General features: G+C 71.0%; 24 protein-coding genes and 3 pseudogenes. 14 read left to right on the top strand and 13 right to left on the bottom strand.

Annotation, left to right across the window (positions count from 1 at the left end; genetic code table 11):
- Nucleotides 1-165 precede the first annotated feature (165 nt).
- Together ACIOWN_RS14885 and ACIOWN_RS14890 are read right to left on the bottom strand one after the other, a co-directional pair.
- Nucleotides 166-1,137, bottom strand: coding sequence for a nitrilase-related carbon-nitrogen hydrolase (locus tag ACIOWN_RS14885; RefSeq protein WP_362351879.1), 972 nt, complete (start codon nt 1,135-1,137; stop codon nt 166-168).
- A 91-nt stretch (nt 1,138-1,228) separates the two neighbouring features.
- Entirely contained in the window at nt 1,229-2,044 is an 816-nt protein-coding gene (locus ACIOWN_RS14890; protein ID WP_401982402.1) for an SAM-dependent methyltransferase, read from the bottom strand.
- 144 nt (nt 2,045-2,188) lie between these two features.
- On the opposite strand from ACIOWN_RS14890, the pseudogene ACIOWN_RS14895 reads away from it, so the two are divergent.
- The 7 genes and pseudogenes from ACIOWN_RS14895 to ACIOWN_RS14925 form a co-directional block, all read left to right on the top strand.
- A pseudogene (locus ACIOWN_RS14895) lies at nt 2,189-2,353 on the top strand (DUF5713 family protein); the annotation flags it as partial.
- Between the two features lie 231 nt (nt 2,354-2,584).
- Nucleotides 2,585-4,153 (top strand): hypothetical protein, encoded by a 1,569-nt coding sequence (locus tag ACIOWN_RS14900; protein ID WP_401982403.1) that lies wholly within the window; start codon nt 2,585-2,587, stop codon nt 4,151-4,153.
- A gap of 903 nt (nt 4,154-5,056) precedes the next feature.
- Entirely contained in the window at nt 5,057-6,064 is a 1,008-nt protein-coding gene (locus ACIOWN_RS14905; protein ID WP_362351873.1) for a substrate-binding domain-containing protein, read from the top strand.
- Nucleotides 6,065-6,236: 172 nt separating this feature from the next.
- Nucleotides 6,237-8,681, top strand: coding sequence for a nitrate- and nitrite sensing domain-containing protein (locus tag ACIOWN_RS14910; RefSeq protein WP_362351870.1), 2,445 nt, complete (start codon nt 6,237-6,239; stop codon nt 8,679-8,681).
- Between the two features lie 11 nt (nt 8,682-8,692).
- Nucleotides 8,693-9,121: a roadblock/LC7 domain-containing protein gene (locus tag ACIOWN_RS14915; protein WP_100568747.1), complete on the top strand. Its 429-nt coding sequence runs from the start codon at nt 8,693-8,695 to the stop codon at nt 9,119-9,121.
- Nucleotide 9,122: 1 nt separating this feature from the next.
- On the top strand, nt 9,123-9,479 hold the full coding sequence (locus tag ACIOWN_RS14920) for a DUF742 domain-containing protein (RefSeq protein ID WP_362351867.1): 357 nt from the start codon (nt 9,123-9,125) through the stop codon (nt 9,477-9,479).
- Nucleotides 9,466-10,071 carry an ATP/GTP-binding protein gene (locus ACIOWN_RS14925; RefSeq protein WP_362351864.1) on the top strand — a complete coding sequence of 202 codons (606 nt, stop codon included), beginning with the start codon at nt 9,466-9,468 and terminating at the stop codon, nt 10,069-10,071. The genes ACIOWN_RS14920 and ACIOWN_RS14925 overlap by 14 nt, the downstream gene beginning before the upstream one ends.
- A gap of 44 nt (nt 10,072-10,115) precedes the next feature.
- Here ACIOWN_RS14925 and ACIOWN_RS14930 read toward each other — a convergent pair.
- Nucleotides 10,116-10,598 (bottom strand): annotated as a pseudogene (locus ACIOWN_RS14930) (M55 family metallopeptidase); the annotation flags it as partial.
- A 159-nt stretch (nt 10,599-10,757) separates the two neighbouring features.
- Here ACIOWN_RS14930 and ACIOWN_RS14935 point away from each other — a divergent pair.
- Nucleotides 10,758-11,219, top strand: a complete 462-nt coding sequence (locus ACIOWN_RS14935) for a GNAT family N-acetyltransferase (RefSeq protein WP_362352052.1) — start codon at nt 10,758-10,760, stop codon at nt 11,217-11,219.
- Nucleotides 11,216-11,491, top strand: a complete 276-nt coding sequence (locus ACIOWN_RS14940) for a hypothetical protein (RefSeq protein WP_362351861.1) — start codon at nt 11,216-11,218, stop codon at nt 11,489-11,491. The genes ACIOWN_RS14935 and ACIOWN_RS14940 overlap by 4 nt, the downstream gene beginning before the upstream one ends.
- A 49-nt stretch (nt 11,492-11,540) precedes the next feature.
- Here ACIOWN_RS14940 and ACIOWN_RS14945 read toward each other — a convergent pair whose 3' ends face one another.
- From ACIOWN_RS14945 to ACIOWN_RS14975, 7 genes and pseudogenes are all read right to left on the bottom strand, one after another.
- A complete protein-coding gene (locus tag ACIOWN_RS14945) occupies nt 11,541-12,410 on the bottom strand; it encodes an alpha/beta hydrolase (protein WP_362351858.1) in 870 nt (289 codons plus the stop codon).
- A 27-nt stretch (nt 12,411-12,437) separates the two neighbouring features.
- Nucleotides 12,438-12,830: a hypothetical protein gene (locus ACIOWN_RS14950; RefSeq protein ID WP_362351856.1), complete on the bottom strand. Its 393-nt coding sequence runs from the start codon at nt 12,828-12,830 to the stop codon at nt 12,438-12,440.
- A 189-nt stretch (nt 12,831-13,019) separates the two neighbouring features.
- The gene (locus ACIOWN_RS14955) at nt 13,020-13,451 is read right to left on the bottom strand and encodes an SDR family oxidoreductase (RefSeq protein WP_401982518.1); all 432 of its coding nucleotides are present in this window, start codon (nt 13,449-13,451) and stop codon (nt 13,020-13,022) included.
- A 9-nt stretch (nt 13,452-13,460) separates the two neighbouring features.
- Nucleotides 13,461-14,258: pseudogene (locus ACIOWN_RS14960) on the bottom strand (aldo/keto reductase); the annotation flags it as partial.
- Between the two features lie 37 nt (nt 14,259-14,295).
- Nucleotides 14,296-15,567, bottom strand: coding sequence for an MFS transporter (locus tag ACIOWN_RS14965; RefSeq protein WP_362351853.1), 1,272 nt, complete (start codon nt 15,565-15,567; stop codon nt 14,296-14,298).
- Between the two features lie 253 nt (nt 15,568-15,820).
- Entirely contained in the window at nt 15,821-16,258 is a 438-nt protein-coding gene (locus ACIOWN_RS14970; RefSeq protein ID WP_362351850.1) for a DUF6174 domain-containing protein, read from the bottom strand.
- A gap of 112 nt (nt 16,259-16,370) precedes the next feature.
- On the bottom strand, nt 16,371-16,898 hold the full coding sequence (locus tag ACIOWN_RS14975) for a MarR family transcriptional regulator (protein ID WP_362351847.1): 528 nt from the start codon (nt 16,896-16,898) through the stop codon (nt 16,371-16,373).
- Nucleotides 16,899-16,938: 40 nt separating this feature from the next.
- Here ACIOWN_RS14975 and ACIOWN_RS14980 point away from each other — a divergent pair, with 40 nt between their 5' ends.
- Nucleotides 16,939-17,925 carry an EamA family transporter gene (locus ACIOWN_RS14980; protein ID WP_362351845.1) on the top strand — a complete coding sequence of 329 codons (987 nt, stop codon included), beginning with the start codon at nt 16,939-16,941 and terminating at the stop codon, nt 17,923-17,925.
- Between the two features lie 257 nt (nt 17,926-18,182).
- Here the strand turns inward: ACIOWN_RS14980 and ACIOWN_RS14985 are convergent, their stop codons facing one another.
- Nucleotides 18,183-19,412 carry an MFS transporter gene (locus ACIOWN_RS14985; RefSeq protein ID WP_362351842.1) on the bottom strand — a complete coding sequence of 410 codons (1,230 nt, stop codon included), beginning with the start codon at nt 19,410-19,412 and terminating at the stop codon, nt 18,183-18,185.
- A gap of 295 nt (nt 19,413-19,707) precedes the next feature.
- Here ACIOWN_RS14985 and ACIOWN_RS14990 point away from each other — a divergent pair, with 295 nt between their 5' ends.
- The 4 genes from ACIOWN_RS14990 (at nt 19,708) to ACIOWN_RS15005 (ending at nt 23,719) form a co-directional block, all read left to right on the top strand.
- A complete protein-coding gene (locus ACIOWN_RS14990) occupies nt 19,708-20,913 on the top strand; it encodes an FAD-dependent oxidoreductase (protein ID WP_362351839.1) in 1,206 nt (401 codons plus the stop codon).
- An 88-nt stretch (nt 20,914-21,001) separates the two neighbouring features.
- On the top strand, nt 21,002-22,237 hold the full coding sequence (locus tag ACIOWN_RS14995; protein WP_362351836.1) for a cytochrome P450: 1,236 nt from the start codon (nt 21,002-21,004) through the stop codon (nt 22,235-22,237).
- 49 nt (nt 22,238-22,286) lie between these two features.
- Nucleotides 22,287-22,481 carry a ferredoxin gene (locus ACIOWN_RS15000; protein WP_100568766.1) on the top strand — a complete coding sequence of 65 codons (195 nt, stop codon included), beginning with the start codon at nt 22,287-22,289 and terminating at the stop codon, nt 22,479-22,481.
- A gap of 203 nt (nt 22,482-22,684) precedes the next feature.
- On the top strand, nt 22,685-23,719 hold the full coding sequence (locus ACIOWN_RS15005) for a LacI family DNA-binding transcriptional regulator (protein ID WP_362351833.1): 1,035 nt from the start codon (nt 22,685-22,687) through the stop codon (nt 23,717-23,719).
- Between the two features lie 28 nt (nt 23,720-23,747).
- Here the strand turns inward: ACIOWN_RS15005 and ACIOWN_RS15010 are convergent, their stop codons facing one another.
- On the bottom strand, nt 23,748-24,599 hold the full coding sequence (locus ACIOWN_RS15010) for a SpoIIE family protein phosphatase (protein WP_362351831.1): 852 nt from the start codon (nt 24,597-24,599) through the stop codon (nt 23,748-23,750).
- A 181-nt stretch (nt 24,600-24,780) separates the two neighbouring features.
- The gene (locus tag ACIOWN_RS15015) at nt 24,781-25,065 is read right to left on the bottom strand and encodes a hypothetical protein (protein WP_362351828.1); all 285 of its coding nucleotides are present in this window, start codon (nt 25,063-25,065) and stop codon (nt 24,781-24,783) included.
- Nucleotides 25,066-25,119 lie beyond the last annotated feature (54 nt).

The raw sequence follows: 25,119 nt of genomic DNA on the forward strand, positions 1-25,119 counted from the left end.
GGGGGCGCCTCCCACGCCCTTCGGGCAGTGGGGGAACATCGCAAGGCGGAGCATCGCCCGCGTACTGGATGTACTCGGGTGATGCGGCAACGCGGCGAGGTACCGTGCCAGGCGTCGCGAGCCGGTGAACCTTCCCGGTCACAACACTGGCTCGGCGGTCCCCTGTCAGGTGCTGGTGACGGTGGTGCGGCGGGCCGACTCGTCGACATGGAGGGTGAACACGTCGGGGCGCGCGTAGTGGCCGGTGGGGTCGAAGTCGAAGCGGGCACGTGTGAGGTCGTCGAGGTCCAGTTCGGCGGTCAGGATGCCCTCGCCGCCGCGCAGCGGGCCGGCGAGGATCTCTCCGAGCGGGGAGACGATGACGGAGCCGCCGCCGATCAGGACGGTGTCGGGCGCGTCGCCCTGGACGGGGTGGAGGTCGGCGGGCAGGGCTTCGCGGCGCAGGTACTGGCTGGCGCTGAGGACGAAGCAGCGGCCCTCCAGGGCGATGTGCCGCATGCTCGCCTGCCAGGCGTCGCGGTCGTCCACGGTCGGCGCGCACCACAGGTCGACGCCCTTGGCGTACATGGCCGTACGGAACAGCGGCATGTAGTTCTCCCAGCAGATGGCGGCGCCGAGGCGGGCGGTGCCGGTGTCGACGACCGGGAGGGTGGAACCGTCGCCCTGGCCCCACAGGTAGCGTTCGGCGGCGGTCGGCATGAGCTTGCGGTGCAGGCCCAGGTACCCCTCGGGACCGAAGAACAGGGCGACGCAGTACAGGGTGCCGCCCTGGCGTTCGACGGCGCCGACCACGGCGTGGCAGCCGAGCTCCCGGGTGAGGGCGGCCAGGGTGTCCGTCTCGCGACCGGGGACGTCGATGGCGGCGGCGTGGCAGCGGCGGAAGAGTTCGCGGCCCGCCGGGGTGCGGCTGCCCACGGTGATGTCGAAGTCCAGGCCCTTGGGATAGCCGCCGAGGAACGCCTCCGGCAGGACGACGACCTCAGCGCCCCGGTCGCCGACGGCCTCCCGGACGAGTTCCTCGGCGCGTTTCAGCGCCGCCTGGGTGTCGAACAGCGGGGCGGCCGCCTGAACGACGGCGGCGGTCACGGTACGGCGGGACTCGGGGGCCGCGGCGGTGGCGGAGGGCAGGGAAGTCATGGCACCGAGACTAGGACGAGCCGATCCGGCGACGCTCCCCCGAAGCGACGTACTGGCCCAGCCGGTTCACGGCGGACACGGGTCCACGCCGTCAAGGCTTGCGGCCGACCCCGCACCACATCGGCAGCTCGCCGGGAGACGTGCCACCCGCGGGGTCGGGACGCCATTCGGGCAGCTGGACGACGCCCGGGTCCAGGAGTTCCGCGCCGTCGAAGAACCGGGTCACCTCGGCATGGGTGCGGGGCGTGGCTCCCGCGTGTTCGGCGGCCCGGTCGTTGTACACGCGCATCGACGCGGCGACCTCCTCCGCTCCGATGTCCGCGGCCGGGTGGGAGAGGACGATGTGACTGCCGGGGGCGAGCGCGTCGAGGAGCCGCCGGGCGAGGCCGTGGGGGTCGTCGGCGTCCGGAACGTACTGCAGGACCGCCACGAGCATCAGGGCCACGGGTTGCGACAGGTCCAGCGTCTCCCGCGCCGCCGTCAGGATGCGGTCCACGTCCCTCAGGTCCGCCTCCACGTAGTCCGTCGCTCCTTGTTCGGTGCTGACCAGCAGCGCGCGGGCATGAGCGAGGACGATGGGATCGTTGTCGACGTAGACCACCCGGGCTCCGGGGTCGACGCGCTGCGCCACCTCGTGTGTGTTGTCGGCGGCTGGGATCCCGGTGCCGATGTCGAGGAACTGCCGGATCCCCGCCTCACCTGCCAACTGCCGCACCGCGCGTCCCAGGAAGGCCCGGTTGGCCCGGACCGCCGGAACGATCTTCGGGTTGGCCGCGGCGGCCAGTCGGGCCGCCTCCTGGTCGGCCGGGTAGTGGTCCTTGCCGCCCAGCCAGACGTTGTACACCCGCGCGGGATGCGCCACCGAAGTGTTGACCGGCACCATTCCACCCGCCGAACGCTCGTCCATCCCCGCTCGCTCCCCTCACTCGCCCAACCGGCTGCCCACCGTAGCCGACACAGGACAACTGCCCTACGCATGAGCGTCGTTGCAGGCCTCAGGCATAGGCAGGCGACGGCGCCGACGGAGCCTTTTCAGTGGGGTCATGCATGATCGGCGGAGGAGTTCAGCCTGCTGGAGGCGGAGTTCGAGGCAGCCGGAAGTGAGATCGAGACGGTCGCGCGGGAGGAGATCGCCGAGGACTTCTGGTTCGTCGCGTCGGCGTACGGCTTCCCGGACGCGGACGTGGAGGAGCTGATCGCCACCCGGGACTGGTGAGCGACGCACGCGGCGTGCCGGCCGGACCGATGAGCGAGCTTCACCCGTTCGGCCCATTGGCCTGCTGCCGCCTCGCTCGCCGCGAGCACCCCCGTGGGCCCGCCGGGACATGCCCAGGCGTGTCCACTACGGCAGCGACGGCGGCATTCCTCTGCCCTTCTCGCCGCACGACGACACCTCATACTGGGGTGTAAGGGGTGAATCATCCGTCGAGCTCGCGGAGGTGCAGGGATGCACGACGACGCCGAGAACGACGCGGGTCCCGTCGAGGAGCCCGAGGTGTACGACGAGGAGGAGGCCGAGGACTCCGACGAGTACACCGAGTCCGGGCTGTACGACGACGGCGAGGGCGATGAGGCGGAGGACACCGGCGACGAGGACGCCTTCGTCCCCGGTGGCGGGGCCGATTCGGCGCCCGATGTCTTCCTCGACGTCCCTCTGCTGAAGGTCGACGAGATCGACCTGGACGTGGAGAACCTGCGGGCGCACGTCTCGCTCCAGGCCGAGGTGCTGGACCTGCTGAAGCTGAACGTGGGTGCCGACGTCGCCCTCGGACGGGTGCACCTGGCCATTTCGGGCGTGGAGGCGCAGGCCCAGCTCAAGGTGAGGCTCAACAACGTCGCGATGATCATCAACCGGGTGCTCACCACCCTCGACCGCAACCCGCAGATCCTGGAGGAGCTGGCCCGGGGCGTCGGGTCGGCGGTGCAGGACGTCGGCGGCGGCGCCAGGCAGGCCGTCGGCGAACTGGGCAGCGGCGCGGGAAGGGCCGTCGAGGACGTGGGCCGGGGCGCGGGGGCGGCGGTGGAGGACGTCGGCCAGGGAGCGGGCTCCGCCGTCCAGGACGTGGGCCGGGGCGCCGGGGCGGCGGTGGAGGACGTCGGCCAGGGAGCGGGCTCCGCCGTCCAGGACGTGGGCCGGAGCGCCGGGGCGGCGGTCGAGGACGTCGGCCAGGGAGCGGGCGGCGCCGTTGAACACGTAGGCCGTGGTGCGGGCTCGGCAGTGGAGGACGTCGGCCGGGGCGCCGGGTCCGCCGTCCAGGACGTCGGACGCGGAGCAGGCGACGTCGTCCAGGACGTGGGCCGGGGCGCGGGCTCAGCCGTGGAGGACGTCGGCCAGGGAGCGGGCGACGCCATCGCGGACGTGGGCGGCGAGGCTGGGCGCGCCGTGGAGGATGTCGGGGGCCGAGCAACGCGAGCCGTGGGCGACGTCGGCGAGGACGTCGGCGGCGCGGTCCGGGAGAGCGGCCGGGTCGCCAGGCGCGCCGAGGCGAAGGCGGAGGCCACCGCCGGTGACGCGGTCGGCACGGCGGGCGAGACGGTCGACAGGACCGCCGACACCGCAGGCGAGGCAGCCGACCCGGCGACGCGTGGTACGGCCGATCATGCGTCGGGTGACACGGCACAGCGGCCCGCCGACACCGCAGGCGGGGCAGCCACCCAGGCGACGCGTGGCACGGCGCGACGAACCGCCGACACCGCGGGCGAGGCAGCCGGCCGAACGACCGGTGGCACGACGCGACGGTCCGCCGAAGCCGCCGAGGACTCCGCGGAGGGTGCCCCGGCCACCGCGCGGAGCGTCACGCGCGGTACCGCGTCGGCCGGGCGCGGCGCGGCCCGGCGGGCGGCCGGGCCCGCACGGAGGGCCGCCGGCGCAAGCGGCGGCACCGAGCGCGGCCGCGCCGCCCGGGCTCGCCGTCCCCGCCACGGCGTCAGGGATGACGACGACCATGACGAGAAGCCTGCTCCGCCCCCGCCCACCCGCCGCCGCGCCCCGGAGCGGCGGGAGGAGCCGCCTTGAACGGCCGGCAGCCGAGGGGCCGGCGACGCCGCCACGGGGCCGACGAGTCGCTCCCCCGCCGGGCGCGGCTCCGGCAGGGAATCCTCGGAACCGGACATCTCGTTCGAGGCGACCGTCCGCGGTGACCTCCTCCGCTTCGAGGAGGAACCCCGAACAGCCGTCGGTTTCCCCGGTTCCGGCGAACGGGAGTCGTCGTCCCTCAGCGAGCGGACCAACCTCCCCGATACGGTCACACCGGGCCGGGAGTACCGTGACGTCCTCGTCAACTACCGTCTTGCCACCCGTCTGACCCGCGGCACGCAGCGCGACCCGGACCACGGAGCCGACGACAGCGACACGCACGGCGGTTGATCGGAAGGGGGGAGCGCACGGGCACCGGTCCGGCACCGTCCGGCTGCACTCTCGTCAGGTCAACGACGGTGCGGGCCCGTCCGGCCATGACCCGCTGCGCCAGGTGTACGCCCGCGGCAAGCCACCCGACAGCCGTCCGCCCAAGCGGGTGCGACCTGGTTTCGGGCGCGCCTGCGTCAGGCGGTCTGCCCTTGTTTCCGGCCGAGTTCGGGGCGCCGCTCCCTGTCCTTCCGCGGCCGCCGCTCGCCGACGCGTCGGACTATAGACGCGTACCGAAAGGACCGGCAAGCTCAACTGGGCCCGGCCGCCCGTGTACAGGCGCCCGGCGCACCGGACGTGGCGGAACTCGGCTGTGCCGCCGGCAAGGCAGATGATCACAATGCGGCAGCAACAAGCCACGATAGGTCGCCGATCACTTGACTACCGGACGTCGCACACGGTTGGCTCCGGCTCAACGAGAGCCAACCGCCCGTTCGTACGTCCGCAGGCCCTCCGCCCCGTTCCGCCCCCGTTTGCTACATGCTCGGCCGCACAGTGAGGTACCTCACCCTCATGAAGACCCCTCCCCCGCTCACGTACCGCAGATCCGCTCCCGGCACCGCCGTGACGGCCGCGGTCGCCGTCTGCCTGCTCCTGGCCGGCTGCTCCGCCTCCGACGGCTCCGACTCCGGGCAGGGCTCGCGGGGGTCCGGCGGGTCCGGGCTCAAGGTCACCATGGTCACCCACGGGGCCGAGGGGGACGCCTTCTGGGAACTGGTCCGCAGGGGTGCCGAGGTGGCCGCCGCGAAGGACGGCATCGAGCTGACGTACGTGAGCGACCCCGAACCCGCACAGCAGGCGGAGCTGGTGCGGGACGCGATCCGGGACGGAGTCGACGGTATCGCGCTGACCCTGGCCAAGCCGGACGCGATGAAGGGGCCGATCGCGGAGGCCAAGGCGGCGGGCATTCCCGTGGTCGGGATCAACTCCGGTATCAGTGCCTGGCGTTCCAGCGGAGCGCTGCAGTACTTCGGCCAGGACGACAGCGTCGCGGGCCGGGCCGTCGGGGACAAGCTGGACGACTTGGGGGCCAAGCACGCCCTGTGCGTCATCCACGAGCGGGGCAACGTCGGCCTGGAGGCACGCTGCGCCGGAGTGAAGAAGGCCTTCGGCGGCAGGACCGACATGGTCTACAGCGACGGCACCGACATGGACGCGCTGACCGAATCCATCGCCGCCCGACTGCGGTTGGACCCCAACATCGACGAAGTGGTCACCAACGGCGCACAGTTCGCGCTGGCAGCAGTCAAGTCCGTACACAAATCGGGCAGCAAGGCGCACGTCGCCACCTTCGACCTGAACAAGGACCTGGTCAAGGCGGTCCAGGCCGGAGACGTGCAGTTCGCGGTTGACCAGCAGCCCTATCTGCAGGGCTACCTCGCCGTCGACGCGCTGTGGCTCTACAAGTCCAACGGCAATATCAGTGGCGGCGGCGTCGAACCGGTGCTCACCGGTCCCGCCTTCGTGACCAAGTCGAACGTCGCGTCGGTGGCCAAGCTGGCCGCCAACGGCACGCGCTGAGGCACTGCCGTGCACGGGGCGCCGGTGACATGACGACACCGTCCTTCTTCCGTCCGCCCGGTCGCCCGCGCGGACGGCGTCCCCCGTGCCTCCCGTCCCTTCCCGGACGCGCCACCACCCCGCCCTCTCGTCACCCCACCCCTGCCTCCCCGCAGATCGCTCTAGGACGATGATGTCTCCACAGACACCGACAGGTCCCCGGCGCCGTCTCGGTTCCATTCGGCTCTCGCTGGTCCTCCTGGCCCTGGTCCCCACTGTCGCGCTCGCCGCCATGTGGGGTGTGACCACGACCCAGATGTTCTCCGAGGGGCTCCGGCTGCGCTCACAGACGGCGTTGAGCAGGTCGACCGGCGCCATGGGCACCGACGCGGCACTCAGCCTCCAGCAGGAGCGCGGGCTGTCGGCGGCGTGGCTGGCGTCCCCGCACGGCTCCCGGGCCGCTCTCGACGCGCAGCGCAGGACCACGGACAAGGCGGTGGCCGAGCTGGTCCGCCATGCCGACTCGATCAGGCAGGCCCCCGCCCGCATCAAGAACCGGATGTACTCGGTCGTCGCGTCGGTGGGCAGCCTGGAGTACTACCGGGGCCAGGTGGACAAACCGACGGACATCACCGGCGAACAGGCCCTGGACCAGTACACCGCGATCATCGACGACCAGATCCACGCCTTCCAGGAACTGTCCCAGGTCGACGACGGCGACCTCACCTCCCAGGCCGGCCCGCTCGTGGCACTGGAACACGCCGCGGAGCTGGTCTCCCAGGAGAACGCGCAGCTCACCCTGGCGTGGTCGTCCAAGCACATGGACCAGGAGGCGTGGGACAGGTTCGCCCAACTGGTCCACACCCGCCGCTGGCTGGTCGAGGACCAGATCGTCCCCTCGCTCCAGGGCAGCACGAAGACGCAGACCGAACGGATCCTGCAGTCGGCGGAGTGGCGGACGCTGGAGACCGTCGAGGACCGGGTGCTCTCGGCCCGCGACAAGGCCACCGGCGCCCGCGGGATCGCGCTGCCGGACGCGCGCGAGCGATGGACCGCCGCGGTCGACAAGCTGTCCGTCCAGTACGCGGCACTGATCCAGCAGCAGACGGACGAGCTGCTCGACCGCAGTGCCGAGCGAGCGTACGGGCTGCTGCTGAAGGCCGCCGTCCTGAGCGCGGCGGGCCTGGCCGCCCTGGTCGTGTGCGTGGGAATGTCCTGGCGGATCACCCGGTCCCTCTCCCGGCGTCTGCTGGGGCTGAGGATCGCCACGCTCCGCCTGTCCGAGGAGCGGCTGCCCGACGTGGTGGCCCGGCTGGAGCGGGGCGAGACGGTGGACGTGGAGTCCGCGACGCCACCACTGGACTACGGCACCGACGAACTCGGCCAGGTCGCCCACGCGTTCAACTCCGCGCAACGTACGGCCGTGCACACCGCGGTGGAACTCGCCGACACCCGGCGCGGTTTCCAGAAGGTGATTCTCGGAATCGCCCGGCAGAGCCAGAACCTGATCAACCTCCAGCTCAGCAAGCTCGACGCACTGGAAAGACGGCACCAGGACCCGGAGTTCCTCCAGGGCCTGTACGAACTGGACTCAATGGCAAGCCAGTTGCGTCGCTACGAGGAGAACCTCGTCATCATCAGCGGCGAGCAGCCCCGGCGCAGCTGGAGCGAACCGGTCGCGCTGATCGACATCCTGCGCGGTGCCGTCGGGGAGGTCGCCGAGTACCAGAGGGTGGAGGTGCACACCGACGAGGAGGTGTACCTCGCGCCGCCCGCCGTGGCGGACGTGATCCACCTACTGGCCGAGCTCATCGACAACGCGACCGCGTACTCCGCCGCGCCGAGCCCCGTCGGAGTGCGGGCCGCGATGGTGGCCAAGGGCCTCGTCATCGAGATCGAGGACCGCGGCCTCGGGATGTCCGAGGAGGACTACGCCCAGCTCAACGCCCAGTTGGCCGAGGCCCCCCAGTTCGACGTGGTGGCGCTCGCCGACGACCTGCGGCTCGGCATGTTCGTGATCGCCCGCGTGGCCACCCGGCACGGCATCACCGTGACCCTGCGCCCCTCGCCCTACGGCGGTACCAGCGCGATCGTCCTCGTCCCGCACGACATCGTGGTGCACGAGGCGCCCGACTCCCCGCGGACGCAGCCTCAGGCGTCCGGGCCGGGGCGGCTGCCCTCGCCGGCGAGCCCGGAACGGCCCGTCAAGACCCCGTCCCCCGCCGCCGCTGCCCGGCGGAGGACACCGTCCGCAGGGCAGAATGCCTCACATGCGGGCGAAAGCGGAGGCGAGGCGAAACGGACACGTGAGCCGGGGATCTCGCCACTGCCGCGCCGGGTGCCGCAGACCAGCCTGGCCGCCGAGCTGCGTGGGGAGTTCGCGCCCGCCGTCGAGAACGACCCCCTCGACGACTTCACCGCCGAACACGCCGCCTCCTCCCTGGCCGGCTTCCAGCGCGGCACACGCCGGGCACAACACGACGACACCCCTGAGCGGGACGCGGAACCGGAGGAGGCCGCCGCACCGGACGGCCCGGACGGTCACGTTCCCGCCGCAGGCACCGCCGTCCCCGAGGCCTCGACCGTGTTCGGGCCCGGAGGACATCCCCCCTCGACTTCGCCCGCCGACCGCACATGAAGGACACCCATATGACACGCCCCACACCCGCCACGCACACCCAGCTCGACCAGCTGCTGACCGGTCTCGTGGAACGGGTCGCCGACGTCAACCACGCCGTTGTGCTCTCCGAGGACGGACTGGTCGTCAGCAAGTCCACCGGATTCCCGCGCGACGACGCCGAGCGGCTGGCGGCGACCTCGTCCGGCCTGATGAGCCTCAGCAAGGGCGTCAGCATGGACTTCGGTGGCGGCCCGGTGCGGCAGGCGCTCATCGAGCTGGCCCACACCTATCTGATTCTCACCTCGGCCGGCCCGGGCGCCCACCTTGTCGTTCTCACCGGCCCGGGCGCCGACGTCGGTGTGGTGGCGTACCAGATGAACATGCTGGTGAAGAAGATCGGCGAGCACCTGAGTGCGGCCCCGCGTGCGGGTGCCGACGCGTCCGGCAACGGCGAGTGAGGTGAGCGGAGGCGACGCGGCGGGACGGCTCGTTCGGCCGTTCACCCTGACCAGTGGACGCACCCGTCCAAGCCGCGCCGACTTCACCCTCATCACGATGGTGACGGCGGTGGATCCGCCGCCCGAGCGGGCCGCCCGGCTTCAGCCCGAACACGCGCGGATCCTGAAGCGGTGCGCGGAGTCCATCACCGTGGCGGAGCTCGCCGCCCACCTCGATCTTCCGGTCAGTGTGGTGGTGATCATGCTCTGCGATCTGCTGGACGCCGGACGGATCAGCGTCCGCCGGCCGTCCCCGGTCTCCCGCGCCCTGGACCTGGACCTTCTGCAGAAAGTGAGGGACGGCCTTGACCGGCTCTGACACCACCGTTCGGCCGTCATCGGCCCCCGACACAGCGAAGATCCTGATCGCCGGGGGCTTCGGGGTCGGCAAGACCACCATGGTCGGCTCGGTCAGCGAGATCGTCCCGCTGCGCACCGAGGAGCCGCTGACCGCCGCGGGCCTGGGCGTCGACGACCTCGACGGCATCGAGCACAAGCAAGCCACCACCGTGGCCCTGGACTTCGGCCGGATCACGGTGAGTTCGGACCTTGTGCTGTATCTCTTCGGCACACCCGGTCAGCAGCGCTTCTGGTTCATGTGGAACGACCTGGCCGTGGGCGCGCTCGGCGCCGTCGTCCTGATAGACGTCCGCCGGCCGGAGACCAGCTTCGCCGCCATCGACTTCTTCGAGAGCCGGAACATTCCGTTCGTCGTCGGCGTCAACGGCTTCCACGGAGAGCACCCCTATCCGCCGGAGGAGATCCGGGAGTCCCTGGCGCTGCCCGAACACGCCCAGGTCATGCTGTGCGACGCACGTGACCGCGAGTCGTGCCGGGACGTCCTGATCGCCCTGGTCGACCAGTTGATCGCCTCAGCCGCCCAGGCGGACACAGCCGGGCTTCCCGGGTGAGGACGGGCAGATGAGCGGCAGCAGGCGGTGTCCCGGCGGGTCCGGAGGCCGGGCAGGGCGCCCTGTGCCTGAACGGTCCGGCTGTCCGCCGAGGTGACTCCTGGGATTCCCAGCAGCGTCGGGGCCACGAAGGCCGACTGCCGGCGAACAGTGAGGGTTGACGGGGCCGCGGCGGCTGCAGATCCGCCGCGAACCGGTCCCGCGCGTCCTTCACGGCCGCGGTGCTCACCGACGCGTCCCATTCCGTCATCTCCGCGCAGGCGCAGTCGTCACCGGTGAGGACCGCCACCGGGACGCCGATGGCAGCCGCGGTGGCGTGGGCCAGGCCGATCTCCCCGACGGGTTGGCCGTCCAGCCGCATGTCCTCGATCTCGTGGCCCATGAAACTGTGACTCGGCACACCGAGTGCCCCGGCCCGGGAGTGGTATCAGCCGTCCACGCTCGTAGTCTCGGCCGCCGGGCTGGACATCCTCAGCGTCGACGAGCCCCGTGACGGCCTCCATGTCCGCACTGCTGTAGATCCGCACCACCTGCGTTGCGGTACCGGAATGTGCGTCGAAAGTGGTTGGTCGTCAGTCTGTTCCATATGTTTCCATGCCGAAGTGAACGTCAAGAGCTTCGGGGCCGGTGTGGAGCGGCCGGATCTCCGGATCCGGCCGAGGACTGACGGTGATGTCGAGACGTGCGTGCGGGTTCTCGCGGAAGTCCATCAGTGTGACGGCTACCCGGTGAACTGGCCCGACCAGGCCGATGAGTGGCTGTCACAGGCTTCCCTGTTGGGAGTCTGGGTCGCTGAACTCGGCGGCCGGCTCGTCGGCCACGTCAGCTTGTCCCGCGAGGGTGAAGGAGACCTGGCCCCCGGCTTGTGGAGCGAGCGGAACGGGACCAGCACGGCCCGAGCGGCGGTGGTCAGCCGGCTGTTCGTCGCCCCACAGGCCAGGGGGCATGGCATCGGTGCGCTGCTGGTCGGCCAGGCAGTGGAGGAGGCACGACATCGTGGCCTGCATCCGGTGCTCGACGTCGTGGCGTCCGACACCTCCGCGGCGGCTCTGTACGAGCGGCTGGGCTGGCAGCTGATGGCCACGGTGGAGCAACGATGGGGCCCGTCCCAACTCGTGTCCATTCACTGTTATGCGGCGGCGTCGTGACGTGGTCTGCCGCGGGTCCGGTCGAGCGCGAGGTAGAGGAACAGGCTCCCGTCGCTGTTGGTCAGGGGGCGTATGAGGTGGTACTGCTCGCCGAGTCATTCATACCGAGGAGCCCCGACGTCCGGCCGCTGCACGGCGCGGTCCCCCGGGTCGGCGGGCTGATCGTGGCCAACGGCCTGGGAGCGTCCGGTCTGATGATGGGACCCTACGCGGGTGCGGTCGCGGCACGGCTGACCCGCCGGGCCGATCCGGGGATCGACCTGACGCCCTAGCACCCGCTGCGTTGAGAGCACCGCCGTGTGCGGCACCTGGGGCGAGGACTCAGCCGGGGAGACTGGTCCGTTCCTCGATGCGCTGCAGTGCGCGCTTGAGGTACTGCGCGAACCGCGGGTAGTTCTCGCTCATCGGGAAGTGGCCGATGTCCTTCATCTCGATGAACTCCGCGCCGCGGATCTGCTTGGCGGTGCGCTCGCCGTCCTCGGGGGTGGTGAGGTAGTCGTACGCCCCGGTGAGCATGATCACCGGGCACGCGTCGCCGTCGATGTCGCCGAGACGGTCGCGCAGATCGTGGTCGATCGAGTAGAAGTACAGGTCGCCCTTGAACGACTCGGATCCCTGGCTGTAGTAGAACCACGTGGCCCAGCGGTCACGCTCCGGGGACTGCGGCGCCATGAGGTCCCATACGCCGCTGGCGCACACCTGGGCCGCGTTGGCGTGCGGGTGCTGCCACCAGTCCAGGTAGAAGCCGGGCGAGTAGTCGGCGCCCTCGACCGGGATGACGGCCTTGAAGCGGTCCGGGTGGCGCAGCGCCAGTTGCAGGGCGACGTTGCCGCCGAAGGAGGAGCCCATGAAAATCGGGTCCTCGAGGCCGAGAGCGTCGCAGAATGCGGTGATGAACGCCACGAAGTGGTCGGCGGTGAGCTTGTACTCCTCCTTCCACCAGTCCGTATTCCGCGGCGGGTCGGACTTTCCGTGGCGGGCCAGGTCGTAGGCGATGACGCGGTAATTGCCGGTGATCTCCTCGTCCTCCAGGAGATCGCGCCACTGATGGTTGTGGCAGCCGGCGGTGTGCTGGCAGACGAGCGGCTGGCCCTCACCGTTCTCCAGGTAGAACACCTTGTACTCGACGCCTTCGACGTCGATGGTGACGTAGTGGCCCGTGACCGGGGAGATGCGGGAATTGGTGTTCATCGGATTCCCTTTCGGCGGGATGACCGGTCAGCCCAGCGGGCCGGTGACTCGCAGCAGTTCCAGCTGCCGGGTCAGGCAGCGCAGGTTCTGCATGAGAACCAGCAGCTCCCCCTCGAGCCGCATGCCCCGCCGGAAGGTGGCCGCCCAGATCCCGTGGTACATGGGGGCGGGCGTCGGCGAGCAGAACCCCTGCCAGGTCTCGGCGGTCGCACGGATCGCGAAGTCGTAGGCCGCCAGCGGCTCCGGGTCGACGATCAGTTCCTCGACGCGCCCGCGGTGCATGCGCACGAGAAAGGAATGCTTCTCCATGTCGAGCAGGTAGCTGCACGAGAAGTACTTGCCGTGCGCCTGGATTTCCGCGTCGCTGTCACTGAGCTGACGGAAACGCTCCACCGGCTCCTGCGTCGTTGCTGTCGCCATGTGCCTCTCCTCGACAGTCCAGGCTCTTGATCGGGGCAGCATGCTTCTTTGCTGAGGTGCTTCACAGCCGTCGCCGGGGGCCTGCACTTCGGACGGCCGCACGACACCCCTACATCTTTCAGCCTGCGCTCAGCGTCCAGAACCGCAAGCCGGAGCATGCGTGCCGGCCCGGCATGGTCGGCGCCGGGGTCAGGGCAGGATGGAGTCGACGTAGCCGCCGTCGACGCGCACGGCGCCACCGGTGGTGGCGGAGGCAAAGGGCGAGGCCAGGTAGACGACCATGTTGGCGATCTCCTCCGGCTCGATGAGGCGCTGCAGCAGCGACTGGGGACGGTACTTGACCATGAACTCGCGCTGCGCCACGTGCTCAGCCGTGTGTCCCGAACGGTTGTGGGCACACTGGTCGCCCGCTTTCGCTCCGCGTCCGGGCGGCACGGATCGTGTCCGTGGTCCGGGAACGCGGGGGCGGGGTCCCTCACGCCCCGGGCTGCCCGGTCGGGCCTGGACGGTCCGATGCCCCACCGCATCACTCCGGTGCGGTGGGGGCGGTGCCGTCCGACGCCGGATCGCACATCCCAGGGCGCGTCGTCCGATCGCCACGGCGGCAGCGTCGTGCCGCATGGGCTTCCTTGTGCGCAGACCGCGGTCGAGGTCCGTCAGGGCGGCCATGTCGGCGTCGGTGAGTTCGAAACCGAAGAGGTCCAGGTTCTGCCGGATGCGGTCGGGGGTGACGGACTTGGGGATCACGATGTTGCCGGTCTGCAGGTGCCAGCGCAGCACGACCTGCGCCGGGGTTACGCCATACGCCTCGGCGACGCGCACGATCGCCTCGTCCCCGAGGACCGCGCCCTGGGCCAGGGGGCTCCAGGCCTCGGTGGCGATCCCGTGCTCGGAGTGGAAGGCGCGCAGCGCGGTCTGCTGGAGGCCGGGGTGCAGCTCCACCTGGTTGACCGCCGGGGTGATGCCGGTGTGCTCCAGGAGCCGCCGCAGGTGGGGGACCTGGAAGTTCGATACACCGATGGCGCGGGCACGCCCCTCGGCGAGGATCTTCTCCAGCGCCTTGTAGGTCTCCACGTACAGCTCGCGGGCCGGAGTCGGCCAGTGGATGAGGTAGAGGTCGACGTGGTCGAGGCCCAGCCTGTCCAGGGATGCGTCGAACGCGGCCAGGGTCCGGTCGTGGCCCTGGTCCTCGTTCCACAGCTTGGTCGTGACGAAGAGTTCCTCACGGGGCAGGCCGGAGGCGGCGATGGCCCTGCCGACACCGCGCTCGTTGCCGTAGATCGCGGCGGTGTCGATGCTGCGGTAGCCGGCCTCCAGAGCACTGGTGACCGCGGCGGTGGTCTCCTCGTCGGGGACCTGGAAGACGCCGAAGCCCAACTGGGGCATAGTCACACCGTTGTTCAGCGTCACGTTCGGCACGGAAGTCATCGGGATTCCTTTCCTTGGTACTGCTTGGTGCGGGGGATCAGGAGCGGACCGCTCCCGCGGCGGCCTGAACGGCGCCGTGGTCGGACGCGGCGGGGTGGGCGGCCCCGTGGTCCGTGGCCGCGACGGGGTCGACGTTCGCCCGGGCTGAAGCCGCGGTGGTGCGGGTTTGCCGCAACTCGAGCTGGTGCGAGAGGACGGCCAGCACCAGGGCGGCAGCGGCCAGCACCGCCCCGACGGCGTTGGGCGCGGTGTAACCGAAGCCGGCGGAGATCACCAGGCCGCCCAGCCAGGCGGACAGGGCGTTGCCCAGGTTGAAGGCGCCGATGTTGACCGCCGAGGCGAGCGTCGGCGCGCCGTGGGCGTGGTCCAGGACACGCTTCTGCAACGGCGGGACGGTGGCGAAGCCGAGAGCGCCGATGAGGAAGACCGCCACGACGGACGCGGCCTTGTTGGAGGCCAGAAAGATGAACAGCAGCAGGACCAGCGCCAGGCCGCCCAGGGCGGTGCAGAGCATGGGCATGAGCCTGCGGTCCGCGAAACGGCCGCCGACGAGGTTGCCCGCCACCATGCCGAGACCGAAGACCACCATCAGCCAGGTGACGGAGGACTCCGCGAAGCCACTGACCTCGGTCGTCATCGGCGCGATGTAGGTGATCGCGGCGAACACGCCGCCGAAGCCGAGGACCGTCATGGCCATGGCCAAGATGACCTGGGTGTTCCTGAAGGCGGCGACCTCGTGCCGCAGCCGTACTCTCTCCGGCTTGGGCAGGTCGGGTACGAGCTTGGCGACGCCGGCCAGGCCGAGTACGCCAAGAGCGGCGACGAGCAGGAAGGTCACACGCCAGCCGGCGTTCTGGCCCGCGTACGTGCCCAGGGGCACGCCGACGACGTTGGCCACGGTCAGCCCGGTGAACATCATCGAGATCGCGCCGGCCTTCTTCTCCGGCGCCACCAGTTCGGCGGCGACGACGGAGCCGATGCCGAAGAAGGCGCCGTGGGCCAGGGAGGCCACCACGCGGCCGATCAGCATGACGGCGAAGACCGGGGCGGCGGCGGAGATGACGTTGCCCAGGATGAACAGGCCCATGAGCAGCATGAGCATGTTCCTGCGGGAGATCCTGGTGCCGATGACGGTCATGATCGGTGCGCCGATCACGACGCCGAGGGCGTAGCCGGTGACCAGGAAGCCGGCCGTCGGCACGGACACACCGAGGTCCGCGCCGACCTGGGGCAGCAGCCCCATGATCACGAATTCCGTGGTGCCGATTCCGAAGGCCCCGATGGCCAGGGCCAGCAGTGCGAGCGGCATGACGAGGGTCCTTTGCATGGAAAGCCGGATTGCGCAAGCGCCTTACGGGCGTCGACAATACTTGCATGCGACGACTAACGGCAAACGCGGGTAGGGGGATGCGCGTGACACTGCGGGAGGCCTTCGCCTTGGAAGGACCCCGGGCCCCGTCGGCCCCGCCCTAGCCCCGCCCAGGGCGACTCGACATGAACTGACGGCCGTTCAGGTCCACTGGCGGTCGAGCCCGTGGGCCGCGAAGAGGCGCAGTGGGCGATCAGGGGAGTTCGCGGTACTCGGTGACGAAGTAGTCGGCCTCGTCGTCGATGGCGTTCTTCTGCAAGTCGATGTGAAACGCGGTGGGATGACCGTCTGCGGCGAATGCGACGTGGGCGACATCGGCGTGGCCTGTGCGTGCCTGCTGGACCTTGGCGAGGAGACCGCCCAGGGTCGGGACGCTGTGTGGATTGTCCTCGACGGTACGCCGGGCCGGCTCGTCGAGGCCGATCGCTTTGACGACCTTTCCGTGCTCCACCGTGATCCGGTACTCCCCGAGGTCGCCCCGCTCTCCGGACTCGGAGAGAAGCCGGAAGGAGTACCGGTCCGGTTCGGGCCAGCGGACCCGCTTCACCCGGTCAGCCCCTTCGGCGGTCGGTGCGGGCCCTGTTCCGCAGCCGACCACGGCGAGGAAGAGCCCGACGGACGCGATGAGCACATGGGGTGCGGGTTCTCGTCATGGAAGGGCCTCCCCGTAGTCGGCCCTTCGACGGCGTCGCCGTTGGTTCGGTTCCTGCCCGGAACGGGACTCCGGCCCGACGGGCGGCGGGTCATTCGACGTCGCTGGAAGGGCGCGGATCGTCCATGCGGGAGAGCCAGGTGGTGAGCAGCGTTTCGAGTGCCTCGGCCTCGGTGTGTGTCAGCAGATCCAGCAGTCGGCGTTCGTTGCGCATGTGGTCGGTGAACGCGCGGTCGATCAGTTCGCGTCCGGGCCGGGTGAGGGCGACGATCCGGCCGCGCTGGTCGTCGGCGGAACGGCGGCGGGTGACGAGCCCGGCCTGCTCGAGACGGTCGACCCTCTTCGTGATCGCACCGGTGGTGACCATGGTGTACGCGGCGAGTTCGCCGGGTGCCCGCTCGTAGGGCTCACCGGCGCGGCGCAGTGCGCACAGGACGTCGAACTCTCCCTCACCGAGACCGTAGCGGCCGTAGACGAGGCACAGCTCTTCGGTCAGCCGACCGGCCAGGCGGTGCAGTCGGCCGATCACTCCCTGCGGGGCGATGTCGACGTCGGGTCGTTCGCGGCGCCAGTCGGCCTGGATGCGGGCCACGTGGTCCAACGGTTGCGGATCGTCCATGGACATCATGATAGCTTCCACGGAAGCTATATTGCCTTCCATGGAAACTAATCTGCGCTGGGTCGCTCTGACCGCGGTCGCGCCGGTGGCCTGGGGAACCAACTACTTCGTCACCCACGAGTTCCTGCCGGCGGACCGCCCGCTCTTCGGGGCCGCCCTGCGGGCGCTTCCCGCCGGCCTCGTCCTGCTGGCCCTGTGCCGGCAGCGGCCACGCGGCGCCTGGTGGTGGCGGTCCGCCGTACTCGGGCTGCTCAACGTGAGTGTGTTCTTCGTGCTCGTCTATGCCGCCTCCCAGCTGCTGCCGACGAGCATCGCCTCGACCGTCATGGCGGTGTCCCCGCTGGCGATGATGCTCATCGCCTGGGCCCTGTTGTCCGAACGGCCCGGCATCTCACACCTGGCCGGCGCCGCGATCGGACTCGGCGGGGTCTGTCTCATGCTGCTCACAGGGGTGGAAGGGGTGAGCGTGCCCGGCGTCTTCGCCTCGGGCGCGGCCATGCTCGTGTCGGCCTTCGGCCACATCCTGGCCAAGCGGTGGAGCACCAGTGCCGACGTGCTCGCCTCGACCGCCTGGCAGCTCACCGCCGGAGGCCTGTTCCTGCTGCCGGTCGCCGCGGTGGCGGAGGGTCCTCCACCCGTGCTCGACACACCGGCGCTCCTCGCGTTCGGCTACGTCGCCCTGGTCGCCACCGCGCTGGCCTTCACCGCCTGGTTCACCGGCTTGCGGCACCTGCCCGCGGGGACCGTGGGGCTGGTCGGACTGCTCAACCCCGTCACGGGCGTACTGCTCGGCACAGTGGTCGCCGGGGAAAACCTGACGGCCCAGCAACTGTGTGGGCTGGCACTCGTCCTGGCCGGAGTCGTCCTGGGCCGGCCCTCACGTGCGAGCCGACACGGCAGTGGTCAGGCGCCTCCCCAGCCGTTCGATCGGAACGACGCGGGGGTCACCGCTTGGACCAGGGAAACCCCTGCCCGGGCGAGACCCTGCAGTCAGCCGCTGAAGCGCAGCATGCGCTCTGGTCTCTGACAGGCGTCACGAGAGTGGCGATGCGTCGCGATCCGGGCGTCACCGCAGACGCCGGCGAGGAAGTCACCCGTCGAACACCGTCGGCCTCCTCCAGTGACCCCGTCGTCTCGACCAGGGATTTGGCTGAGTAGCCCGAAACCCAGTCGCCGTACTGTGCCGTGATTCGAGCCAGTCGCAGGGCTACCTCCCGGTCAGCCGGAGCCGTCGAGTTCTTCACGGGAACGAGACTCCTGGGCACGTGACGCCCGTCGAGGACCTCACAACGCCGCTCGCCCCGCCGCCCCGCGGTTCCGCCACCGCGCGCCCGCCCAGCAGGCACCCACGACAGCGGTCACGGCGGCGAGAACCGCGTACGCGGCCGTGTACGAACTCACGGTGACGACCGCGCCCGCGGCGAAGGCCCCGAGACCGGTGCCCGCGTCGAAGCCGACGTTCCAGGCGACGCTGACGGAGGAGCGCGCCCGCTCGCCGGCGGCGGCGAAGGCCTGCACCAGGGTCAGGTTCTGCAACCCGCCGTAGGCGACGCCCACGACGAGCATCCCGGCCACCACCAGCACCGGCCCGACCGGCCCGCGCCCGCCCGCCGCACCCGCGCCGATCACGGCCAGCCCGGCGGCGCCGGCGAACAGCAGCGGGGCGATCGCCGGGGCTGCTCCCCTGCGGTCCGCGACGTGCCCGAACCCCCACCGGCACAGCGCCGCCGTCGCGGTGAACGCCAAAAGCGCGAGGTAGACGGCGACCGGGTCGGACAGCAGACGGGGCGTGAAGGTGAGAATGGCGCCGCCGGCCGCGGTGATGACGAGCAGCGCGGCGATCGGGCCGACCAGGACGCGGCGGAGCCGGCTCGTGTCACGCGTTTCGGCGGGCGCGCTGGACACGTCGCCGCTGTCGTGCAGGGCGCGTGCCACACGCGGGGCCAGCGGTACGGCGAGCAAGGGAACGGCCGCGCACGTGAACACCAGCCAGAACCCGACGCTCTGGGCCAGCCAGGGCGCGACGGGGATGAGCAGGCACTGAGGCGCCGCGATGGCGAGCCCGTAGGCGCCGACCGCTCGGCCGCGGCGGGCGGGTTCGACGAGCGCAGCCACCCCGGTGGCACCGCACACGGTGAGGATCCCGAAGCCGAGGCCCCGCACCGCCGCGAGGGCCATGACGGCTCCCGCCTGGCTGGTGACCAGATGTCCCAGGGCGGGCAGTCCGAGCAGGCACGAGCCGAGGGCCAGAGACCTCTGCCAGCCGAGACGCCCGAGGATCCTGCCGACCAGCAGTTGGGCGATCACCGTGAAGAGCATCAGCACGGTGTTGACCAGGCCCGCGCCCAGTTCGTCCGCCCCGCCCTCGAGCGCCCACAAGGGGGCGACCGGCATCAGCAACGCCAGGCCGGCGAAGCCCAGCGCGGTCGACGCCAGCAGAGGCCGCATACCCGGCACGCGCCACACCGGGACCTCTTCCCGGCAGACGGGACCGTCACCTTGTTGCTTCAGCATCCCGAGATGGTAGGCCGTTCGGACTGCCGTGCACCTGCCTCCCCCCAGGAACCGGGGGCCGCCGTACGGACCGGCTCACGCCCCGCCCGGCCACACGAGGTGCGCCTGAGCGTCCTGCTCACGACCAAGTCAAACGCTTGACTGAACTTGGCGCCCGGACGTAGGTTCCCCGTGGCGGCATGAGCCGGGGTACTTCCGGCCCTGCCCCACGCACTATTCAGGAGCCCTTCCAGCGCTGCCGAGCGGATCATGGGATACCGGTCGGGCGCTGTCGGCCGGCGAGTTGGAGCAAGACGTGGGCGATCGGTCGGGCATATGCGTCGTGGGCGGCTCCGTCGCCGGCACCGCGGCCGCACAGGCGCTGCGTGCCAAGGGTCATGACGGGGAGATCCGGCTGATCGAGGCGGAGGCGCACCTCCCCTACGACCGGCCGCCGCTGTCCAAGCAGGTCCTCCAGGGCGGGCTCGACCTGCCGGCGTTGCAGTTCCAGTCCACCGCGCACTGGTCCCGGCTCGGAGTCACCCTCTCGCTGGGCACGTCGGTGACCGAGCTGGAGCCCGGGGAGCGGGTGCTGCGCCTGAGCGACGGATCCGAGCTGCGGGCGTCCGGCATCGTCCTGGCCCCGGGGACGGAGTCCAGGCCGCTGCCCTTCCCCGACGAGCAGGCCAGGGTGCGCCGGCTGCGCACCCTGGAGGACGCGCTCGTACTGCGCGGATCGCTGCAGACCGCCCGGTCGATCGTGCTCGTCGGCGCCGGCTTCATCGGCCTGGAGGTGGCCGCGACCGCCGTCCGGCTGGGGCTCGACGTCACCGTCGTCGAGCTGCTGCCGCTGCCGCTCGCCCCGGCGGTCGGCGACGTCGTCGCCGAGCGGGTGTGCGCCGCCCACCGGGACAGCGGGGTCACCCTGCTGACGTCGCGATCGGTGGCGGAGGTCCGGGGCGACGGGCGGGTCTCCACCGTCGTCCTGGACGACGGCCGGGCGATCGAGGCGGACATCGTCGTGGCCGGGGTGGGGGTGCGCCCGGCCACCGGATGGCTGGCCGGATCGGGCCTGGAACTCGCCGACGGCATCGAGGCCGACGCATACTGCCGGACCTCGGCGGACCTGGTCTACGCCGCCGGTGACGCCGCGAGCTGGCACAACCCCGCCTTCGGCGCCCGGATGCGTGTCGAGCACTGGAGCACCGCCCGCGAGCAGGGTGCGACGGCGGCCGCGAACCTGCTGGGCGAACTGCGGGGCGAGGACGCGTCCCGGACCCCGTTCGTGCATGTGCCGTACTTCTGGTCGGACCAGCTGGACATGAAGATCCAGCACGTCGGCCGGATTCTCGCGGGCGGGCACAGCGAGGTGGAACACGACGGCGACGGTGCCCTGTTCGTCACGCACCGGCTGGGCGACCGGCTGACCGGCGCGACGACGGTCAACCGTCCGAGGGACGCGATGCTCTCGCGCAGAAGGATCGCGCAGGAGTGCGAGCGGCTGGGGCCGCCCATCGGCTGAACGGACCGCCGGCAGGCCGTCCGAGGAACCACGATCCGGTGCCGGCTCACCGCCGCACCGGCCGGCGTTGACGTTGAAAGGAAGAACCATGGGCAGTCCGCTGCAGGACGCGCAGATTTTCGATCCGACCGACCCGGAGTTCCTGGAGAACCCCTACCCGGTTCTCAACCACCTGCGGGAGAACACCCCCGTCGTCAGGGCGGAGTCGCTGGGACTCTGGCTCGTGACCCGTCACGAGGACGTGTTCGCGTGCCAGCGGGACGCCCGCCTCACCCGGAACTTCAGCCACAAGTACACCCCCGAGGAGATGGGGGTCGCGCCGCGCGACGCCCGCTGGGCCGACTTCTGGCAGGCGGAGAAGTGGAGCCTGCTGGACATCGAGCAGCCGGACCACACCCGGATCCGCTCGCTGGTCTCCTCCGCGTTCACCCCGCGCCGGGTGACGCAGATGCGCGACGCGGTCCGCGCCCGCTCCCGGAAACTGCTCTCGGACCTCATCGAGCAGGGCGAGTTCGACCTGCTGCACGACTACGCGATGCCGTACTCGGTGTCGATCGTCTGTGAACTGCTCGGCGCCGACCAGGAGCAGGCACCGGTGTTCCTTGACTGGGCGCACGCGATGGTGAAGATGTACGAGCTCGACACCAGCGAGGAGCAGGCCAAGCAGGCCAACGACTCGGCCGCGGCCTTCATCGCCTGCGTCCGCGAGCTCATCGCGCTGCGTCGCCGGCAGCCCTCCGACGACCTGGTGAGCGCCCTGGTCGACGCCGAGACCGAGGAGGGCAGGAAGCTCACCGACGACGAGATCGTGTCCACGGTGATCGTCCTGCTGAACGCCGGCCACGAGGCCACGGTCAACACCACCGGCAACGGCATGACCGCCCTGCTGCGCCACCCCGACCAGTGGGCGCGGGTGACCTCCCAGGAGGTGGCCCCGCGGCAGGCGGTGGAGGAGGTCATCCGCTGGGATCCCCCGCTCCAGTTGTTCGAGCGCTGGGTGCTGGCCGACGACGTCGAGATCGGCGGCCAGGAGATCCCCTTCGGCTCGAAGATCGCGATGCTGTACGGCGCGGCCAACCGCGACCCGCGCCTGTTCACCGACCCGGAGGTGCTGGACGTCGGCCGGGTGAACGCCTCCCGCCACGTCAACTTCGGCGGCGGTGTGCACGCCTGCCTGGGCGCGCCGCTGGCCCGGATCGAGCTGGAGGAGACCTTCACCTCGATCCGGGACCTGTGCCCCGGTCTCAGGCTCGTCGAGGAGCCGCGCCGCAACTCGGCCTTCGTCATCTGGGGCATGGAGTCGGTCCGCGTGTCCGCTCGCTGACCCCTCGCCGGAACCCGACAGCACGTCAGCAGTAAGTAGGAGGAAACCCATGCCACGCCTGCAGGTCGACGAAGCCCTCTGCAAGGGCCACGGTCTGTGCTACTTCGGCTGGCCGAAGATCTACGACCTCCGGGACGACGGCATCGCCGTCGCCCTGGTCGACGAGATCCCGGCCGAACTGCTGGAGGAGGCCCGCAACTCCGTCGAGGCCTGCCCGGAGCGGGCCCTGCGGATCGTGGACTGACCGCGGTCCCGGTTCGCGCACCCGCCCGGCGGCGGCCGTTCACGGCCGCCGCCGGGCCTGTCCGGGGCGCGGCCGGCAACGATCACCGGTCGCCGTGACGGTGGGCCGGGAACGTATCATCGACGCCTACGCGCCCGGTCGGACCGGGCCGCGGCGCTCGCAGGGGCTGGTCGCCGGCCTCCGGCGGGAAGGGAGTGACACTCGTGGCACGCCGCCGGGTTACGGGCGCCGATGTCGCCGCCGAAGCGGGGGTGTCGGTCTCCATCGTGTCGCTGGTCCTGAACGGGAAGGACACCGGGAGGGCGAACCAGGCCACCCGGGACAGGGTCCACGCGGCCGCGCAGCGGCTCGGATACCGCATCGACCGCCGGGGTCGCAGCCTGGCCACCGGCCGGACCGGCATCGTCGGTTACGTCGCGCCCGACGTCGCGACCCCCTTCTTCAGCAGTGTGCAGATGGGCCTGCTGAGCGAACTGAGCCCGGAGTACCAGGTCCTCACCGTGGTCACCGCCCTGGGCCAGACGGTCAGTCAGGAGAGCGTCCGGCGGCTGCTCGACCTGGGCGTGGACGGCCTGATCATCTCCACCGTCGAAAGCGACCTGGTGACGTCCCTGAACCCGTCGTGCCCGGTGGTGATCCTCGACTCCCCCGGACGGCAGAAGGACCTGCCGCGCGTCAATCTGGACGTCGCAGGCAGCGCCAGGGAACTCGCCCGCCATCTGACGGCTCACGGTCACCGGAGCTTCGCCTACCTCGACATCGACACCCGGACCCGGACCCTGGAGGCGCGCCGAAAGGCGTTCACCGCCGAGGCACGGAAGGCGTCGGAGCGGGTGGGGGTCGTGGTGGCACGCTCCCCCATCGACGTGACGGCGGCGTACGACACCGTGGCGGACAACTGGTCCTCCTGGCGCGACGCCGGAGTGACGGCGCTGGTGTGCGGCTCCGACCTCCAGGCGTTCGGCGCGCTGGCGGCGCTGCGCGACCTCGGGGTCCCGGTTCCGGAGGAGGTGTCCGTGGCCGGAGCCGACGACCAGCCGATGTCCCGGATCGTGCAGCCGTCGCTGACCACGGTGAAACTTCCCTCGTTCGAGCTGGGCAGCCTCGGCGCGCGGGAACTGCGCAAGGCCATGGACGGGCCGGACCCGGTCGCGGGGCGGCCGTTGGTGCTGCCGACCCGGCTGGAGATCAGGGAGTCGACCGGCAGCGCGCCGAAAGCCCGGTCCACGCCGCGCTGACACGGCACTCGGTCCCGGTGCGCCGAGGTCATCGGAGCGGGGTGCGCAGGGCGAGGATGGCCACGTCGTCGTGGCCGTCGCTGGGGTGCCCGCCCGCGAGAGTCCGCACGAGGTCCTCCAGCGGCTGGTCCGCGTGCGCGGTGGCGAGCGCGGCCAGGGCGTCCAACCCCTCGTCGATGGAGTGTTGGGGGTGTTCGACGAGTCCGTCGGTGAAGAAGATCAGCACGGACCCCGCGGGCAGGGTCCGGGTGTGGTCGGGCCGGACCTCGTCGGTGCTGACACCGAGGGGCACGCCGGGATCGGCGTTCAGGTACTCGGCATGCCGGCCGGGAGTGATCAGCAGCGGGGGCAGGTGGCCGGCGGTACTCCACTGCAGAGTCCAGTCGCCGTGCTCATCGGGTGCGATGCGGGCCAGCAGGGCGGTGGTGACGGGGTTCTCGGTGGTGGCGTTCAGGGTGATGTCGAGCTGGCGGTGGGACGCGATGTCGGTGACGCGCAGCGGTTCGGGGTGGCGGATCAGCAGCCCGAGCACCCCGCGGCCATGGGGGAACTCCACCCCGGCCAGGGCGGCACGCTCCTCCTCGGACAGTCCGGCGGTGATGAAGGCCTGCAGGTACTCGCCGGACTCGTGGAGCACCCCGAGGGCGCCGTAGCGGGCGCCGACCAGGTCCATCGCGGTGGTGACGACGCGGTGCAGCACGGACGACAGATCCAGCTCGCCGCTGATCGCCAGTACCGCGTCGAGCAGGCCCTGAAGCCGGTCCTTGGCGGCGGCCAGCGCCTGGAGCCGCTCGCCGATCTGGTCCAGTTCCTCGTTCAGGCGCTGCCCCAGGTCAGGAATTCCCGGCAGCTTCGGCTCGTCCTCGTGCCCGGCCGTCATGAGCGCCTGGTTGAGGTCTTGAACACCGGCTTGGCGCCCTTCCTGTCCAGGTCCAGGTGGCCGGGATCGTCCTGGTCACCCGGCCGCCCGGCACGACCGCGATCAAAGAAATCACAGCCTGACACGGCCGGACCGGCCAGACAGGCCATTGCTCCGTAAGCGGCATGCCCCGGCCTCACAGTCACTCGGCCGGTGCGCCGAACGCCCGTGCCGCGTCGAGCATGGCCTCGACGGCGCGCTGCACACTGATCCGGCCGTTGCCGGCCACGATGTGCAGTCCGTAGGCGTCCTCCAGCGCCACCAGGTTCAGGGCCGCCGTCGCCGTGTCCAGGACGAGGTTGAACGCCCCGACCGCGGCGCCGAGTTCGAGGACGGTCCGGTACGTGGCCAGTTGCCGTTCGTACACCGACTCGACCAGCTTGGTGTGCAGCGGGGAACGGCCGCTGAGCAGGGCGGGCAGCGGCACCGAGGTTCCGGCGCCCGGTGCGGACGTCGAACCTGGAGGAGTAGGTCCGCGAAG

The organism is Streptomyces sp. NPDC087787 (assembly GCF_044743035.1).
Taxonomy (GTDB): domain Bacteria; phylum Actinomycetota; class Actinomycetes; order Streptomycetales; family Streptomycetaceae; genus Streptomyces.

Bases quoted from the DNA above. Each gene is read 5' to 3' on its own strand.
- ACIOWN_RS14950 (WP_362351856.1), bottom strand. From the start codon at position 12,830: ATGGCGACAGCAACGACGCAGGAGCCGGTGGAGCGTTTCCGTCAGCTC.
- ACIOWN_RS14905 (WP_362351873.1), top strand. From the start codon at position 5,057: ATGAAGACCCCTCCCCCGCTCACGTACCGCAGATCCGCTCCCGGCACC.
- ACIOWN_RS14965 (WP_362351853.1), bottom strand. From the start codon at position 15,567: ATGCCGCTCGCACTGCTGGCCCTGGCCATCGGGGCCTTCGGAATCGGC.
- ACIOWN_RS14975 (WP_362351847.1), bottom strand. From the start codon at position 16,898: ATGGACGATCCGCAACCGTTGGACCACGTGGCCCGCATCCAGGCCGAC.
- ACIOWN_RS14985 (WP_362351842.1), bottom strand. From the start codon at position 19,412: ATGCTGAAGCAACAAGGTGACGGTCCCGTCTGCCGGGAAGAGGTCCCG.
- ACIOWN_RS14890 (WP_401982402.1), bottom strand. From the start codon at position 2,044: ATGGACGAGCGTTCGGCGGGTGGAATGGTGCCGGTCAACACTTCGGTG.
- ACIOWN_RS14980 (WP_362351845.1), top strand. From the start codon at position 16,939: ATGGAAACTAATCTGCGCTGGGTCGCTCTGACCGCGGTCGCGCCGGTG.
- ACIOWN_RS15010 (WP_362351831.1), bottom strand. From the start codon at position 24,599: ATGACGGCCGGGCACGAGGACGAGCCGAAGCTGCCGGGAATTCCTGAC.
- ACIOWN_RS14915 (WP_100568747.1), top strand. From the start codon at position 8,693: ATGACACGCCCCACACCCGCCACGCACACCCAGCTCGACCAGCTGCTG.
- ACIOWN_RS15000 (WP_100568766.1), top strand. From the start codon at position 22,287: ATGCCACGCCTGCAGGTCGACGAAGCCCTCTGCAAGGGCCACGGTCTG.
- ACIOWN_RS14995 (WP_362351836.1), top strand. From the start codon at position 21,002: ATGGGCAGTCCGCTGCAGGACGCGCAGATTTTCGATCCGACCGACCCG.
- ACIOWN_RS14955 (WP_401982518.1), bottom strand. From the start codon at position 13,451: ATGCGGCACGACGCTGCCGCCGTGGCGATCGGACGACGCGCCCTGGGA.
- ACIOWN_RS14900 (WP_401982403.1), top strand. From the start codon at position 2,585: ATGCACGACGACGCCGAGAACGACGCGGGTCCCGTCGAGGAGCCCGAG.
- ACIOWN_RS14885 (WP_362351879.1), bottom strand. From the start codon at position 1,137: ATGACTTCCCTGCCCTCCGCCACCGCCGCGGCCCCCGAGTCCCGCCGT.
- ACIOWN_RS14945 (WP_362351858.1), bottom strand. From the start codon at position 12,410: ATGAACACCAATTCCCGCATCTCCCCGGTCACGGGCCACTACGTCACC.
- ACIOWN_RS14910 (WP_362351870.1), top strand. From the start codon at position 6,237: ATGTCTCCACAGACACCGACAGGTCCCCGGCGCCGTCTCGGTTCCATT.